This window comes from Streptomyces sp. NPDC001700, assembly GCF_053596435.1.
The window spans coordinates 74,873-89,709 of record NZ_JBSFGE010000035.1; the positions used below are offsets into that span (position 1 = coordinate 74,873).

General features: G+C 68.2%; 12 protein-coding genes and 1 pseudogene. All 13 read left to right on the forward strand.

Annotated features, from left to right (window positions below):
• Window positions 1-60 precede the first annotated feature (60 nt).
• The gene (locus ACWC5C_RS38515) at window positions 61-1,092 is read left to right on the forward strand and encodes a radical SAM protein (protein WP_450883427.1); all 1,032 of its coding nucleotides are present in this window, start codon (window positions 61-63) and stop codon (window positions 1,090-1,092) included.
• Window positions 1,089-2,498 carry a B12-binding domain-containing radical SAM protein gene (locus ACWC5C_RS38520; protein WP_450883404.1) on the forward strand — a complete coding sequence of 470 codons (1,410 nt, stop codon included), beginning with the start codon at window positions 1,089-1,091 and terminating at the stop codon, window positions 2,496-2,498. The genes ACWC5C_RS38515 and ACWC5C_RS38520 overlap by 4 nt, the downstream gene beginning before the upstream one ends.
• An 82-nt stretch (window positions 2,499-2,580) precedes the next feature.
• Window positions 2,581-3,537 (forward strand): S66 peptidase family protein, encoded by a 957-nt coding sequence (locus ACWC5C_RS38525; protein WP_450883406.1) that lies wholly within the window; start codon window positions 2,581-2,583, stop codon window positions 3,535-3,537.
• Window positions 3,534-4,544, forward strand: a complete 1,011-nt coding sequence (locus tag ACWC5C_RS38530) for an amino acid--tRNA ligase-related protein (protein WP_450883408.1) — start codon at window positions 3,534-3,536, stop codon at window positions 4,542-4,544. The genes ACWC5C_RS38525 and ACWC5C_RS38530 overlap by 4 nt, the downstream gene beginning before the upstream one ends.
• 28 nt (window positions 4,545-4,572) lie before the next feature.
• Entirely contained in the window at window positions 4,573-4,989 is a 417-nt protein-coding gene (locus tag ACWC5C_RS38535) for a hypothetical protein (RefSeq protein ID WP_450883410.1), read from the forward strand.
• The gene (locus tag ACWC5C_RS38540) at window positions 4,986-5,732 is read left to right on the forward strand and encodes an SDR family NAD(P)-dependent oxidoreductase (RefSeq protein ID WP_450883412.1); all 747 of its coding nucleotides are present in this window, start codon (window positions 4,986-4,988) and stop codon (window positions 5,730-5,732) included. Before ACWC5C_RS38535 ends, ACWC5C_RS38540 begins: the two co-directional genes overlap by 4 nt.
• Window positions 5,732-6,763: a helix-turn-helix transcriptional regulator gene (locus ACWC5C_RS38545; RefSeq protein ID WP_450883414.1), complete on the forward strand. Its 1,032-nt coding sequence runs from the start codon at window positions 5,732-5,734 to the stop codon at window positions 6,761-6,763. The genes ACWC5C_RS38540 and ACWC5C_RS38545 overlap by 1 nt, the downstream gene beginning before the upstream one ends.
• A 1-nt stretch (window position 6,764) precedes the next feature.
• On the forward strand, window positions 6,765-7,748 hold the full coding sequence (locus ACWC5C_RS38550; protein WP_450883416.1) for a DNA-3-methyladenine glycosylase family protein: 984 nt from the start codon (window positions 6,765-6,767) through the stop codon (window positions 7,746-7,748).
• 281 nt (window positions 7,749-8,029) lie between these two features.
• The gene (locus tag ACWC5C_RS38555; protein ID WP_450883418.1) at window positions 8,030-9,928 is read left to right on the forward strand and encodes an ABC transporter ATP-binding protein; all 1,899 of its coding nucleotides are present in this window, start codon (window positions 8,030-8,032) and stop codon (window positions 9,926-9,928) included.
• On the forward strand, window positions 9,925-10,923 hold the full coding sequence (locus tag ACWC5C_RS38560) for an NUDIX domain-containing protein (protein WP_450883420.1): 999 nt from the start codon (window positions 9,925-9,927) through the stop codon (window positions 10,921-10,923). Before ACWC5C_RS38555 ends, ACWC5C_RS38560 begins: the two co-directional genes overlap by 4 nt.
• A gap of 15 nt (window positions 10,924-10,938) precedes the next feature.
• Window positions 10,939-11,307, forward strand: a pseudogene (locus tag ACWC5C_RS38565) (transposase); the annotation flags it as partial.
• 47 nt (window positions 11,308-11,354) lie between these two features.
• Window positions 11,355-11,852: a DinB family protein gene (locus ACWC5C_RS38570; protein ID WP_413812460.1), complete on the forward strand. Its 498-nt coding sequence runs from the start codon at window positions 11,355-11,357 to the stop codon at window positions 11,850-11,852.
• A 2,518-nt stretch (window positions 11,853-14,370) separates the two neighbouring features.
• The gene (locus ACWC5C_RS38575; protein WP_450883423.1) at window positions 14,371-14,691 is read left to right on the forward strand and encodes a hypothetical protein; all 321 of its coding nucleotides are present in this window, start codon (window positions 14,371-14,373) and stop codon (window positions 14,689-14,691) included.
• The last annotated feature ends 146 nt before the right edge of the window (window positions 14,692-14,837 follow it).

Below are 14,837 nucleotides of genomic sequence, written 5' to 3' on the forward strand. Positions count from 1 at the left end.
ACTGCAAGGGACCGAAAGGATTTGAGCGTGAATGTCAGCGAGGGCCAAGGGGAGAACGACATGCGATTACCGCAGGTACGTGTGACCGTAAACTCCCGCTGCGGGAGGGCGTGTTTCTACTGTCGGCCGTCAGGAGAGGCGGTAGCGACACAGCCGGGCACCGACCTGGATCCGAACCAGTTGTTGCGGTTCGCTGCCGCCGTGCGTGAGCAGGGCGTGACCGGTATCAAGCTGACCGGGGGCGACCCGGCCCTGTACGAACCCCTTGTCGAGGTCGTACGCCGCCTACGACACGAGGTCGGGTTCAGCGAGGTCGAGGTGATCTCGCGGCACCCGAGGATCGGCACCCTCGCCGGAGACCTGGAGCGAGCGGGGGCGACGTTGATGAACGTCAGTCTCGACACCCTCGACGCCGGTCTGCACAAGGAGATCTGCGGCGTCGATGACCACCGGCAGGTCCTGGACGCCATCAGGGCCTGCGTGGCCACCGGTGTCCCGGTGAAGGTCAACGTGGTGGTGATGTCCGGGATCAACACGCACGAGATCCAGGATGTGATCGCCTTCTGCGAGGAGACCGGCGTCCACAGCGTGAAGCTGCTGGACATCATCAAGGACCTTGGCGAGGGCACCGAGAGCTTCGCCCGCCGTCTGGAGATCAAACGCCGCCGTCAGCTGGACGATCTCTACGTTCCGCTGGAGGACCTGGCCGGGGATCTACGGGCACGGGCGATCGACGAGCAGGTGGTCCGGCAGGGCGGCCTCGGCCACCCGATGGCCGTCTTCACGATGCCGTCGGGCACGAGGGTCGTCATCAAGGACTCCACGGCCGGCGCCTGGTACGGCTCGGTGTGCCGGGGCTGTCCGCTCTTCCCGTGCCACGACGCGCTGATGGCCCTTCGGCTGACCGCGGACGCACGGATGCAGTTCTGCTTGCTTCGCGAGGACGTCACGGTAGATCTCGCGCCGCTGCTGGAGGAGAAAGACGACGCCGGGCTCAGGGCTCGGGTGGAGGCGGCGTTCGAGATGTATGCCGGTGCGTATTTCCGGCCCGGCGATTCCACGCCCCAGGAGCTGCTGGAGGCCCGCCGATGAGCAAGGTCTTCCTGGGGCTGCCCGACGGGCTTGCCACGGTCCCCGGAACGGCGTCGGCAGCCTCTTCGGCTGCCGGTCGGCCGACGGTGATCCTCCTGTATCCGAAGATCGACCATGAGAAGGACTACGTCTACTTCTGGATGCCCTTCTCCCTGCTGACGATCGCCAAGCCGCTCCGGGAGAGCGGTCTGGTGGACGTGGTGCTCTTCGACGGCAACCAACACGACGAGGCGGCCTGGGAACGCTTCCTGGACGAGCACCTGGAGCGGGCGGTCTGCGTCGGGGTGAGCATCATGACCGGCGGCGGGCAGATCGGCCACGCGCTGAAGATGGTGACCGCGGCGAAGAAGCGCCCGTTCTGCCCTCCGGTGGTCTTCGGCGGGCCGCACGTCAACGTCCAGCCCGAACAGACCGCCGCCCACCCCCTCGTGGACGCTGTCCTCCAGGGGCCGGGGCAGAACTCCATGCTCGACTACGTACGGTCCCTCCTGGGCCGCGTACGAAGGCGGGACGTGCCGGGGCTGCTGGCAGAGCGATCAGGCCTCGTGGTGCGGGGGAAGGCCAATCCGCCGCGCACCGGGAATCTGGGGGCCTACCCGTGGGACCTGCTCGACGTGGCGAAGTACATCCGCGACGACCCCACGGTGGCCACCCGCACCCTGAACTACGTGTCCAGCCAGGGATGCGTCTACAACTGCCGGTTCTGCTTCGAACTCACCTACCAGCGCAAGTACTCCGCGATGGCCGCCCATGACCTTCTCGATGACGTCGGCGAGCTGAAGCGGCTCTACGGCATCAACGGGGTGAAGTTCTACGACGCGGACTGGTTCGTCAACCTGCGTCGCTCCATCGGCTTCTGCGACGGGCTCATCGACCGCGGCCTCGATCTGAAGTGGGCAGCGAGCATCAACCCCAACGACGTCCACAAGGCCCGCCGCGCGAAACTGCCGCTGCTGGAGAGGGTTGCCGAGAGCGGCTGCTCCCGCTTGCTGATGGGTGTCGAGTCGGGCAATGACCGGGTCCTGTCCGACGTGGTCAAGAAGGAGATCACCCGGGCCGAGATCCTCGATGTGGCGTCCGAGATCGCCGACGCGGGCATCCTGGGCTCCTACACGTTCATCGTCGGCTTCCCAGGTGAGAGCGTCGCGGAGCAGGAGGACACGTACTCCCTGATCGACGAGCTGCGCACGCTGGAGCCCACCCCGGAGACCCGTGTCCATCTCTTCGCCCCGTACCCGGGCACGCCTCTGTGGGACGAAGCCCGCAGGGAAGGCTTCGAACCTCCCGACACCCTGGAGGGCTGGTCGTCGTTCGACTACTACCAGAGCCAGACCCCCTGGACCTCTGATGCCACTGCCGCGCGAGCCCGGGAACAGACCCGAATGCGGCTGGCGCCCGCCCGTTGAAGCCCCTACCTTCACGCCGTGTGCAGCGGATCACCGTCGTTTCGGTCGCGGTGCACGGCGGCACGCAGAGCAAGGAGACCCCGTGAGCACCGCACGCCTTCTGCCCGCTCCCCTCACCAAGGGCGACCGCATCGGCATCGTCACCGTGTCCGCCCCAGAGCCCGCACAGCACCAAGACGCCTTCGCCCGTGGCGTTGAGGCCCTGCGCAATCGCGGCTTCGAAACCGTCACCGCCGAGCATGCCCTCGACGTTCACGGCTACCGCGCGGGCAGCGAGGCGAAGCTGCTGAAGGACTTCCACACCTACATCGCCGACCCGAACATCGCCGCGGTGGTGTGCGCTGGCGGTGGCAAGAACGCCAACCGGCTGCTGTCCGGCCTGGATTTCCCGCTGATCGCCGCGCATCCCAAGCCGATCGTGGGCGTGAGCGACCCGAGCCTGCTGCTCAACGCGATCACCGCGCGCGCGAACGTGGTGACCTTCCACGGGCCCTCGGTGCTGTGGGACTGGGGAGCCGAAGACGCACCGCCGACCACGGGCGATCACTTCACCTCGGTCCTGGCTGACCGGGCACAGGCGGGCCGTATCGACGCGCCGCTCGCCTGGGCCCGTCCCGGCACCGCCGACGGCCACCTGGTCGCCGGGTGTCTATCCTCGCTGCGCTGCCTCCTGGGCACGCCCTGGGAGCCCCTCTGGCACGGGGCCATCTTCGTGTGGGAGGACGCGTTCAAGCCGGTCGAGACCCTCGACCAGACACTGACCCACTTCCGCGACGCCGGAGTCCTGGACAAGATCTCCGGCATGGTCGTCGGCGAGCTGCTCGGCTGCGAGCCGTCGGGCGGCCTCGGGGCGACCGAGATGGTCATGGACCTGTGCGGTGAGTACGGCTTCCCCATCGCCTTCGGCCTGCCGTTCGGTCACACCCCCTTGAAGTACACGCTGCCGATCGGCGCCGGTGCCCGGCTTGACTCCGGCGCCGAACACGGCCTGACCATCACCTCGCCGTGGACCGCGACACCTCTTGGGGGCGCGCGATGACGGCAGCCAGTCCCGAGGCGCGGCGGCTGTACGGCACCTTGCTGAAGGACAACCCGGCCGAGCGGGAGCTGCTCCTGACCAAAGCCGGACTGCTCCGCGCCGTGCGTGGATGGCTGCACGAGGTCGGCTTCGTCGAGGTGGCCACCCCAGTGCTGTGCCAGGACCGTGAGAGCGCCCCGATCCCGCAGTTCTCCACCTCGCACCCCCTGACCGGCCAGCCCTTCCACCTCAAGCACTCCTCCGAGGAGCACCTGCGGCGCGTGGTCATCAGCGTCGACCGCGTCTATGACCTGGGCAAAGCTATCCGGGCCGAACGTGAAGACGACCAGCACGCGGTCGAGTTCACCATGCTCCAGACCGCTGCCCGCGATGTCACCCTCGATGAAGGAACCCGTCTTGTGGCTGGCCTCGTCCACCACGCGGTCCACACCGCATTCGGCACCCTCGCCACCGTCGGCGCCGACTTCAGGGTCATCCGTACGCGCAGTGTGGACGCCGCCATCGCTGAAGCCCTCGGCTTGCCCGCCGCCCCCGTCGGGGCCGACCTCGTCGCCGCGGCACGGACCTGGCTACTCGAACACCGTGGCTTCACCGCGGGAGACACGGACTGGGCGGTGCTGGAGGACTTCGTCAAGCACGCCGTTGAAGCGCCGGTCACGACCCCGACGATCCTGGTCGGCTTCCCCTATGAACTGCGGCACAACAGCCGCATCGACCCTGCCACCGGCCGGGCGCGGCGGTTCTCGCTCATCGCAAACGGTGTCGAAGTGTGCGACGGCGGCGTCAAGCTACGTGCCTCCGAGGACTACCGGCCGATGGTCGAAGCGAACATCGCCCTGCGTACCGAGTTGCATGGCGTCCCGGCGGATCGTGGCCCGGTCGACTTCTACGCCGACATCGACCGTGATCCCGCTGACGTGTTCACCTTCGGGCTCGGCATCGAGCGGTTGCTGGCTGTATGCGCAGGCCGCACCGTTTTCGACACCCTGGCCTTCCCCTACCACTAGCCCAGCCACCGAAGGAGAGTTCGCCGCCATGACCAGCCCGACGGTGCGCGCGGTCGTGATCGCCGAGAGCCTCGCCGACGGCCAGCTCCCCCAGGAGTTCGCCGACCGGGAAGACCGCCGCTATCCGCACCTGCTCGACGAGCACACCCCGATCGAAATCATCGAGCTGACCGTGCCCGCCGGCCAGGCCCCAGCTCTCGCCCTGGCACTGTCCAAGGCCCTCGTGCCCCGGCTGTATTACGCGCATCTGCTCGACGAGGAGCAGATGCTCATCGCCTTCCCGGACACGGTGGTACGCATCGACCGCGGTAACCACGACGCCGTCGCTCACGCCCAGGCCATCGGAGCCCTCTTCGGCATTCCCACCGAGCAGATGCGGTTCGCGGAGATGTGGGACACCGATCACCCCGACTCCCCCACCCGGCCAGGAGCCGACGCACGGTGAAGCACAGCCCCGCCCCGGAAGCTCCCCTGGCCGTCATCACGGGAGCCAGCGGAGCCCTCGGCGCAGCCATCAACGCCCGACTGCACGAGCACGGCTGGACGACCATCGCCACATACCGCACCCGCCCACCCCATATCGGCGAGCGGGTGGTGGACGGCACCACCTGGGTCCACTTCGACGCAGCCGATGACGCCAGCACCGACGCGCTGCGCCACACCGTGGAGGCCCACACCGGTTGCCTGCGTGCCGTCTTCGCCTGCGTCGGAGCTCCGTCCACCAAGCGCACGGTGGCCGACACCCCCGCCGCGGAGTTCGAAGCCGTCCACCAGGCCAACGTGCTCAGCCTGGTGCGCACCTGGCACGCTCTCGCCAGCCGTGCCCGCCGCGACAATGCCTCCGTGCTCGCGGTCGGGTCCGACGCCGGTAGAGCAGCCCGAGCCTGCAACGGCCCCTACAGCGCTGCGAAGGCAGCCCTGGAATCGCTGGTCAGCACCCTGGCGAAGGAAGAACAGCCCCACGGCGTCCGGATCAACCTGCTGGCGCCGTCCCTCATCGACTCGCCCCTCGCCCAGCACGTCATGGGCCTGAAGGGCGTCACCGCCCCGAAGGGCTACTACCGCGAACTTCCTTGGGGCCGACCCCTCAGCCTCGACGAGGTCGCCGCCGCCTGCATCGACATCGCCACCGCGCCACAGTGGGCCTACGCCACCGGCCAGACCTACCCCCTCGGGGCAGCCCTCTGATGGTCAACCCCGCCCACGCCCGGCAACTCGGGATCGTCCAGATGCTCCGCACCCGCGCCCACGTGCCGGCCCGCGAGCTGGCCGACCGGTTCGGAGTGACCGACCGCACGATCTACCGCGACATCACCACCCTCACCTCCCACGGCATCCCCATCCAGGCCACCCCAGGCGCGGCAGGCGGCTACCGGCTCGCCCCCGAAGACCCGCTCGATCCCCTCACGCTCGACTCCGACCAGGCGATGCGCCTCTACGTCCTCGGATTCCTCGACCCTCCGACCGCCAGCAGCAGTACCGAAGACCGCGGCCGTGCTGCAGGTGTCAGCAGCACCATGCAGGAGGTCATGCGGCGCCTGGCCCAGCGCATCCACTTCGACACCGCGGACTGGTACTGGCGCGACGAAGGCTCCGGCCACCTGCCCGTGCTGCGCACCGCCATGCTCACCGGCACAGCACTGGAAGTCACCTTCCGCACCGACGACGGCGGCCAGGAGACCACTCTCCTCAAACCGTACGGAGTGGTCTGGAAGGCAGGTGAGTGGCACATGGTCGCCGCCCGCGCTGCCGGACCGCCGCAGCGCTACCGCCTCAACCTCGTCGACCGGCTCCAGCCGACCGACCTCACCTTCACCTACCCCGAAGACTTCACCGTCAGCGAGTGGTGGACTGCCGCCATGGAGGACTACGGCAAGGGCGACATCCGCATCGAGCTGCACGTCACCCCGGCCGCCCGCGCCGAGCTGCTGCGGCTGAGCCTGAAGTCCACCTCCAAGGTCCACGAACACGACGACGGCTCGGTGACCATCGTGCTGTACGTCGACCGCTGGGAGTGGCTGATGCCTCTCGTGACCAGCTACGGCCCCGACGTCACGGTCACCGAACCTCCCGCGCTACGTGAAGCGATCATCGCTCACCTGCGCCACGCCCTCGCGGCCTACGACACGAGCCAGGCCGCAGGGCCCGCCCCACCCGCCGAGCTGCCGCACGACGACTCCCGACTGCGATCCACCCACGGCCGCCACCCTGGAGAATGACGTGACCCCCCGCCGCCTCAACCACACCGACACCCTCCGGCTGCCCGTCACCGGCAGCGGCCCCTTCAGCTTCCGGCACACGCTGTGGAAACCCTCCCACTACGCCACCGGCCTCGAAGCCCACACCGGTACCCGCAGCTGGAGAACCCTCCGCCTCGACGATCTCCTCCTCGGCGTGACCCTGTACGCCGGAGACGACCGGAGCCTCAGGGCCAAGGTGTTCACCGACGGGGACTACACACCCGAACACCGCGACCGCCTCCGCCGTCGGCTGAACACCTCTTACGGGCTGGACGAAGACCTCGCCCAGTTCACCGAACTCGCCTCCGACGTACCGGCGATGCGCAAGCCGCTGACCGCGCTGGCCGGTATGCGGCAGAGCTGCCCCGAAGACCACTTCGAGATCACCGTCATCGCCCTGCTCCTGCAGAACACCACCGTCGCGCGCACCACGCAGATGACCCGCAATCTGCTCGCCCACTACGGCCATCTCGTCCACTTCGACGGCATCACCCTGCGGGCCTGGTTCACCCCGGCCGAAGTCGCCAGCGTCTCCGCCGAAGATTTCAAGGAGCTCGACAGACTCGGCTACCGGGCCAAGACCCTCCCCCACGTCGCCGCATTCTTCCGCGGCCACAGCACCGACGACCTGGCAGACGCAGCCAATCTCGTCCAGCTTCTCCAGCAGATCAAGGGCGTCGGCCCCTACACAGCGGCCATCATGGCCTCCCACGTCTCACGCGATCCCGCCGTCTTCGGAGACGACGTGTGGAACCGCAAGATCCTCGGCAAGCGGCTACTCGGTGCCGAAGACGCGGACCCGGAAGAGATCAAGCAGCACATCACCCACCTCTTCCCTGGCCATGCGGGCACAGCTGCGCTCTACCTCGTCGAGCACGAGTACCTCCACACCCCCGTAGTCCCGCTCCTGGCCCCTGACGCGATCAAGACCTGGAACCGGGAACTGCGGACCTCCGCCTGCTGAAGCACACAGCCCGCACACCTGTACCCGCGACAGCCTTCTGGAGACACCGTGAGCACTGTGTCCATACTCGACCTGCCAACGAAGCGGCTTGTGCTCGTACTTGACGCTTGGGCACGCAGCGCCTGCCGCTCACTTCGTACGGATACCTGGTGGTGGGTATGACTACGGCAAACGGAGACGCGTCCCCGTCACCGGATGAACCCGCGGGCCTACCCGGTCCCCGCCGTGAACCGCTGGATCTTCCGCCAGCGTCGTTGCCCACAGGGCCGAGGGACGGTGATGTGGCCGATGAGCTGGAAGAGGCCTACTGGGCGGTCTACGACGGCGCAGCTGCCAAGTCGACGGTCGGCGAAGTCCTCGTACGGCTACCGCGCATCATGCGGCAGGTCGGCCGACTGGCGTGGCAATCCGACCGGTCGGCCACGTTGGCGGTCGTGGTGCTGCAGCTGGCCTCGGCAGCGATGTCGGCTTTCGGGCTGGTGGCGTCGGTGTTCGTGCTCCGTGAACTGTTCGGTCAGGGGCCGACGCCGGACAAGGTTCGCAACGCGGTGCCGCAGATCCTTCTCGTGGTGGGATTCCTGTCCGCACGGGCGCTTCTTGAGGCTGGGGTGTCCATCGCACAGGCCCGCGTGACCCCCAAGATCCGCACGGCTCTGGAATGCGACTTCCTGCGGCTCACCGCGCATGTGCGGCTGGAGGTCGTCGATGATGCCGACTGGCACGACGATGCCTATCGCGCTTCCGACCGCGGGCTGTTCTACGCCCGGCAGATCGTCGGCCAAGTTATCTCGCTGGCTGCCGCTCTTCTCGAGCTGATCGGGACGGCCGGCGTGCTCACCTCTCTGCACCCCGTCCTCCTCCCCCTGCTTCTGCTGTCCGTCCTGCCCGTGGGCGTGGCGGCGGTACGTACGGCGCGAGCCCGGTTCCACAGTTTCAAGCGGTGGAACGCTCTGCAGCGCCGGGTTCGGGTCTTCTCCTGGCTGTTGCTGGAGCGGGACGCCGCCGCCGAGCTGCGCTCCGACACCGCACAGAACGCCCTCTTGGACGAGCACCGTCGACTGGCCGCCCGGATCGCCGAGGAGGACACGAATCTCGGGGTCAGCTCTGCCGTGCTGACGCTGGCCGGGCGGGCCGTGGGAGGGATCGGAACGGGCATCACCTACGTCGCGCTGGGAGCCATGCTGATTTCCGGATGGCTTCCCCTCGCGGCCGGGGGCGGTGCGGTCCTGGCGATCCAGACCGGGCAGACCGCGCTGCGGCGCTTCGTGGACGTGGCGCACTTGGTCTATGAGCACGCTATGTGGGTCGATGACCTGCTGAAATTCCAGGAACGCTGCCGCGAGCTACAGCCACGCCGACGTGGCCTGGCCGCACCCACCACCATCGCCGCACTCACGCTCAAAGACGTCGGCTTCACCTACCCCGGCAAGGAGACACCGGCCCTGAGCGGCATCTCGATGACGCTGCGAGCCGGAGAGACCGTCGCCTTCGTCGGCGTCAACGGCTCCGGAAAGAGCACCTGTTCACGACTGATCGCCGGGTTGTACGAGGCGAGCGAAGGCACCGTGTGCTGGGACGGGGTAGATGTGAGGGACATGGACGCCGAGTCGTTGCAGGCGAGCGTCGCCACCGTGCTCCAGGACCCGGTCCACTTCCCGTTCAGCGCCTTGGCGAACCTGACCATCTCTCGCGGCACGCTCACCGAAGCCGACCCTCAGCGGGCCTGGGAGGCCGCGGCGGCTTCCGGAGCGGACCAGGTCATCGCCGACCTGCCGGGAACGTGGCAGGCGGTGCTGTCCAAACGGTTCCGGGGCGGTCAGGAGCTGTCGGCCGGTCAGTGGGCGAAGATCGCCGTCGCACGTGGACTGTACAAGAACGCCCCCGTACTGCTGCTCGACGAGCCGACCGCGAGCATGGACCCCAAGGCCGAGCACGCCGTGTATCAGGCCGTTCTGCGGAACAAGGGAAGGGCCGATCAGATCACCGTGCTGATCTCGCACCGGCTGGCGAGCGTCGTCGAGTGCGACCGGATCTTCGTCTTCGACAGCGGCAGGATCACCGAAACCGGGTCGCACCAGCAGCTCATGGAGCTCGGAGGCGACTACGCCCAGATGTTCACCCTCCAAGCAGCCGGCTACCAGGCCGCGTCCGACTCACAGCCAAAGACGGTGCACCTGTGAACGAGCAGACATCGCCCATCGACTCCGCCCTGCCGTACGAGTTCCCACCGGCGAACGCCTCAGCGCTGATCTACAACGGGTCCGGCGAGTACCTGCTGCACCTGCGGGACGAGATTCCCGGCATCTGGGAGCCGGGATCATGGTCCCTCCTCGGCGGCGGCCGTGAACCAGACGATCGGTCTCTGGAAGAGACGATCAGGCGGGAACTGCGAGAAGAGGCCGGCCTCGACATCCCTGTCCTCGTCCCCTTCGCTTTGGAGCACGCCCGGGGCAGCGACGGCACGACCGTCCCGATCCAGGTCTTCGTCGGCCACTGGTCCGGCGATCCCACGGCCTTGGACCTGACCGAAGGCGTCATGCTGCACTGGTTCCCGCCAGAGGCCATGCCCCGCCTGAGGATGACCTCTTCGACCCGCGACCTGGTCCGCCGCCACGCCGAGCTGCTCCATGCCGATGGTTACGGCTCCGCTCCGTCGGCGGCGGACGCCAGCGCTCTCACCGCCGCCCACCGGTCTCCGCACCCGCTCACCCCATCAGCAGCGACCGCAGGCGGAAGGGCCGTCCTCAACGTCATCGGCGTCCACCTCTACCTGGAGAACGCCGACGGCGAGGTCCTGCTCGGGCTGCGCCATCCTGACTCCGCATACGCGGGATCGACGTGGCACTTCCTGGCCGGCCACTGTGAGCAGGAGTCCGCCGTCACGTGTCTCGTCCGAGAAGCACGCGAAGAAGCCGGTCTGCTGATCGACCCCGCCGACGTCACCTACGTGCATGCCGTCCATCTCGTCGACACACCCGGCACACAGCCACGCATGCAGATGGTCTTCCGCGTCCAGCACTGGACAGGTACGCCGGAAATCCTTGAGCCCGACAAGTGCATCGCCTGGAACTGGTGGCAGCCGAAAGGGCTCCCGGAACCGATCGTGCCCTACACCCGCGCCGCGATCGAAGGAATCCAGGCCGGCCGCCTCTACACCGAGATGGGCTGGTCGTGACCGATAGCCTCACGAGCTGCCGGTGGGAATCGCCACGACGTCACCCAGTTACTGCCTCTGCTGGACGCCGTCCCTCCGATCCGGGGCCTGCGCGGACGGCCCCGCCACAGGCCCAGACGCCTGTACGCCGACCGGGGCTACGACTTCGACAAGTACCGCCGCCTGCTGTGGAAGCGCGGCATCAAGCCGCTGATCGCCCGACGCGGCGTCGCACACGGTTCGGGACTGGGCAAGGTGCGCTGGGTCGTTGAGCGAGCATTCGCCTGGCTGCACCAGTTCAAGCGACTCCGTACCCGCTACGAGCGGCGCGGCGACCTCCACCAGGGCCTCCTTGAACTCGCCTGTGGCGTCATCTGCCTCCGACTGCTCCGAACGGCATCCTGAAACGCTCAGTGAGCCGGATGTCAGTGGGGCCGCATAGGGTCCGGCCCATGGCTGACACTGAACTCACGACGCTGCTCAGCGTCCTGAACAGCAAGCGCAGGCACGTCCTGGACATCCTGGAGGGCCTGGACGAGGAGGCGCTGCGGCGCCCGGTTCTGCCGTCCGGATGGACATGCCTTGGGCTGGTGCACCATCTCGCTCTGGACGACGAGAAGTTCTGGTTCCGCGCGGTTGCTGCGGGGGAGCAAGCGGCGATCGAAGAGATCCTCGGGGCCGGGGAGAACGCGTGGCAGCCCGCCCCGGAGAAGACAGCCGAGGAGATCTTCGCTCTCTACCGGAAAGAGGGGAAGCTCGCCGACACCTTCCTGGCCGGCGCCGACCTGAGCGCGGCCCCGAGCTGGTGGCCGGACTTCTTCGGCAACTGGCACCTCGACAACCTGCGCGAAGTCATCCTGCACGTGATCACCGAGACCGCCACCCACGCCGGCCACTTGGACGTCGTGCGCGAACTCATCGACGGCAGACAGAGGTTGGTCCTCACTTGACAGGAGAGCCGCTCCGCCGACCAAGATCGCCGAGCGCGAGGTCCAGAGTTCAACTCATTCTGAAACGAGCAGTTAGGCATCAAAAGCATCGCGATGCCGCACCAGCAGCCTCCGATCCTGTCTTGCCCAGCCGGGAGCGGTACAACTCACTCCTCGTAGGTGCCGTCGCTGCTGGCGTCCCCAGAGGTGCCCACCAGCAGGCTGACCACTTGGAAGCCGCAAGGTGAGTTTGCCAAAGTCAGTGCCTACAAGGCGGGCTGGGCTGATCGAGTCGCCTGCCGACATCAAATGCGTACCGACGTGCATCCCCTGGATCAAGCAGTACGGGTACGAGCCGAGATCATGGACCGGTGGCGGGGCGTCCCCGCCCCTGGGCATCGCCGTCATCGCGTTCCACCCGGAAGCCGGAAAGGTGGAGGTGCGCCCGAATTCGGCCGCGACCGCCGAAGGCCAACATCACAGTCGGCAGACCGCACAAGAGCACGCTTGTCCCCGACGAGTCACGACTCGAACCCCAGGCATCTGTGCCTCTCCTGTCACGCGAACACCCGATGGTGCGCTACCAATAAGGAGCAGCAATGCGCCCGGAAGCAGGCGGCGTTCGCCGGCTTCGGACTACCCTCTCGTTGGTCAGCATGTTTGAACTCAGCACTCGTGCCACACGATGACTACCTACAACGATCACCGCGCCCCGGGGGCTCACCCATGAGAGGAACCGCCAGCGTGATCACGATGACTTGTGCCTTCTTCCAGGCTGGGAGCCGGCACCTCGATGTGCGCGCCGGAGTCCAAGTGAATGGAAACAGCGTTGATCGCAGGTAGAGCCCCAGGTCAACAAGTGTCGGCCCCGCGTCCGCGGGGGGTTGCTCCGTCGGCGGCCTGCTGCCCCTGTTCTTCGCCTGGTCGGCCCCGCGTCCGCGGGGGTTGCTCCTGGTCCTGCCCACCCGTCCCGACCTCCAGCTCGTCGGCCCCGCGTCCGCGGGGGTTGCTCGGCGCTGGAGCCGGTCGAGACGCTCGTACAGGAGTCGGCCCCGCGTCCGCGGGGGTTGCTCCCACCCCCTGCCCGGACCAACACCAGTCCGGACCGTCGGCCCCGCGTCCGCGGGGGTTGCTCGGTCACCCCTGCGTTCTCGTTCTTGTTGATCACGTCGGCCCCGCGTCCGCGGGGGTTGCTCGTACCTCTCGGTCTCGGCCGCGGACACCCTGGGGTCGGCCCCGCGTCCGCGGGGGTTGTTCCACATCGACGTGCTTCGTGGTGATGGTGACGGTGTCGGCCCCGCGTCCGCGGGGGTTGCTCGGGCCGCCGAGGATGTACTGGCTGCCGACTGCCGTCGCCCCCGCGACCGCGGGGGTTGCTCGGCGCCAGTCGTGGCCGCCTTCACCTTGGTCTCGTCGGCCCCGCGACCGCGAGGGTTGCTCGAGCATATGGCCTTACTCCGGTTTCCCCGGATCGTCGGCCTCGCATCCGCGAGAGTTGCTCCTGGTCGATGCCCTCGCGCTGGAAGACGGCGGGGTCGGCCCCGTATCCGCGGGGTGGGTCCCACGGCGGGTTCGGTACGGCCGCCCCTCCCGCTGCGGTCCCCGCGCACGCGGCGGTTGCTCGCCCCGGCTGGGGTCGGCCCCGCGACCGCGGGGGTTGCTCGGACATCAGCCTCGCGGGCGACGTCCCCACCGTGTCGGCCCCGCGTCCGCGGGGGTTGCTCCCACTGGACCCCGTTGGACCTGCCGCACGAACAGTCGGCCCCGTCTGCGGGGGTTGCTCGAGCGCCTTCCCCATGTCCTCGGCCTTGGTCCCGTCGGCTCCGCGTCTGCGGAGGTTACTCGGCCGCTCAGCTCGGCCGGACCACCGGCAGCCTGTCGGCCCCGCGTCTGCGGGGGTTGCTCCGCGGTCACGGCATTCGTCGGGTTCGTGATGGTGTCGGCCCCGCGTCTGCGGGGGTTGCTCGTGCTGACGGCTCGTCCGGACCAGGATCCCGCCGTCGGCCCCGCCTCTGCTGGGGTTGCTCGAAACGCGAGGCGTTGTCACGGGCGATGAGCCGGTCGGCCCCGCGACTGCGGCGGTCGCTCGCCCTGGGGCCGGTGGAAGCCGTACCCCTGGCAGTCGACCCCGCCACCGCGGGCGTTGCTCATTGAGCCACAGGATCGCGAGCGCGATCGCGATGTCGGCCCCGCGTCCGTGGGCGTTGCTCTGACGCGCTGTACGACCCTGCGGTGAACGCCCGGTCGGCCCCGCGTCTGCGGGGTTGCTCTCCACACTCGAACCGTCGAGGCGTGAGGAGAAGCGTCGGCCCCGCCTTCACGGGGCCCTCTGCATAACCAGGACGGCGTCCGGTGACACCCCAAGTCTGCGCCCGCTGCCAGGAGACGACCAGCGAAGGCCATCGTCGCCATCGCGCACAGCGCAAGCGTCAGCGGCCACACCGTCTACGCCTACCCCGGAAAATGCGCCGCCAGCTTCCCCAAACAACACGACCTTTCCACCACTCCCCCATCACCCGCCCCGCCGACCCCGACACACGTGATAACCAGCCCCGGGCTCGGCCGTAAGACCGAAACCCACACTGCGTTGGACACGGCCCTCAACCACGCCGCGAGATGCCACGACTGCGGATCGCCGAGCGAAAGCTGCGAGGTGGGCCTCGCCCTCCTGTACGCGCACTACCAAGCATGGGCCAAGCTGCACGAACAGCCTCACCCGACAACTCCCAGGAGAGCCCCGGGCCACCACGCGAATCCGGACCAGGACGACCACAGGACCAAGATCCTGGGCGACATCACCTACTCGGTCAGCCTCGCGGCCCTCATCGCATTCCCCGCCTTCACATACGCCCACCGCTGAACCAGAGCCCCGGCCGTGCCGAACCGGGGCAGGGCAAGCGCCAGCAGGCAGGCCAACCCCTCTAGCGCAGCGAGACCCGTCACCGACCCATTGAGCACCACCTGGGGACACCCGACGCCCAACTCGAAACCCCCGACGCGCCGACC

Coding starts and splice junctions, on each gene's coding strand:
- ACWC5C_RS38515 (WP_450883427.1), top strand. CDS start 61: ATGCGATTACCGCAGGTACGTGTGACCGTAAACTCCCGCTGCGGGAGG.
- ACWC5C_RS38520 (WP_450883404.1), top strand. CDS start 1,089: ATGAGCAAGGTCTTCCTGGGGCTGCCCGACGGGCTTGCCACGGTCCCC.
- ACWC5C_RS38530 (WP_450883408.1), top strand. CDS start 3,534: ATGACGGCAGCCAGTCCCGAGGCGCGGCGGCTGTACGGCACCTTGCTG.
- ACWC5C_RS38535 (WP_450883410.1), top strand. CDS start 4,573: ATGACCAGCCCGACGGTGCGCGCGGTCGTGATCGCCGAGAGCCTCGCC.
- ACWC5C_RS38545 (WP_450883414.1), top strand. CDS start 5,732: ATGGTCAACCCCGCCCACGCCCGGCAACTCGGGATCGTCCAGATGCTC.
- ACWC5C_RS38570 (WP_413812460.1), top strand. CDS start 11,355: ATGGCTGACACTGAACTCACGACGCTGCTCAGCGTCCTGAACAGCAAG.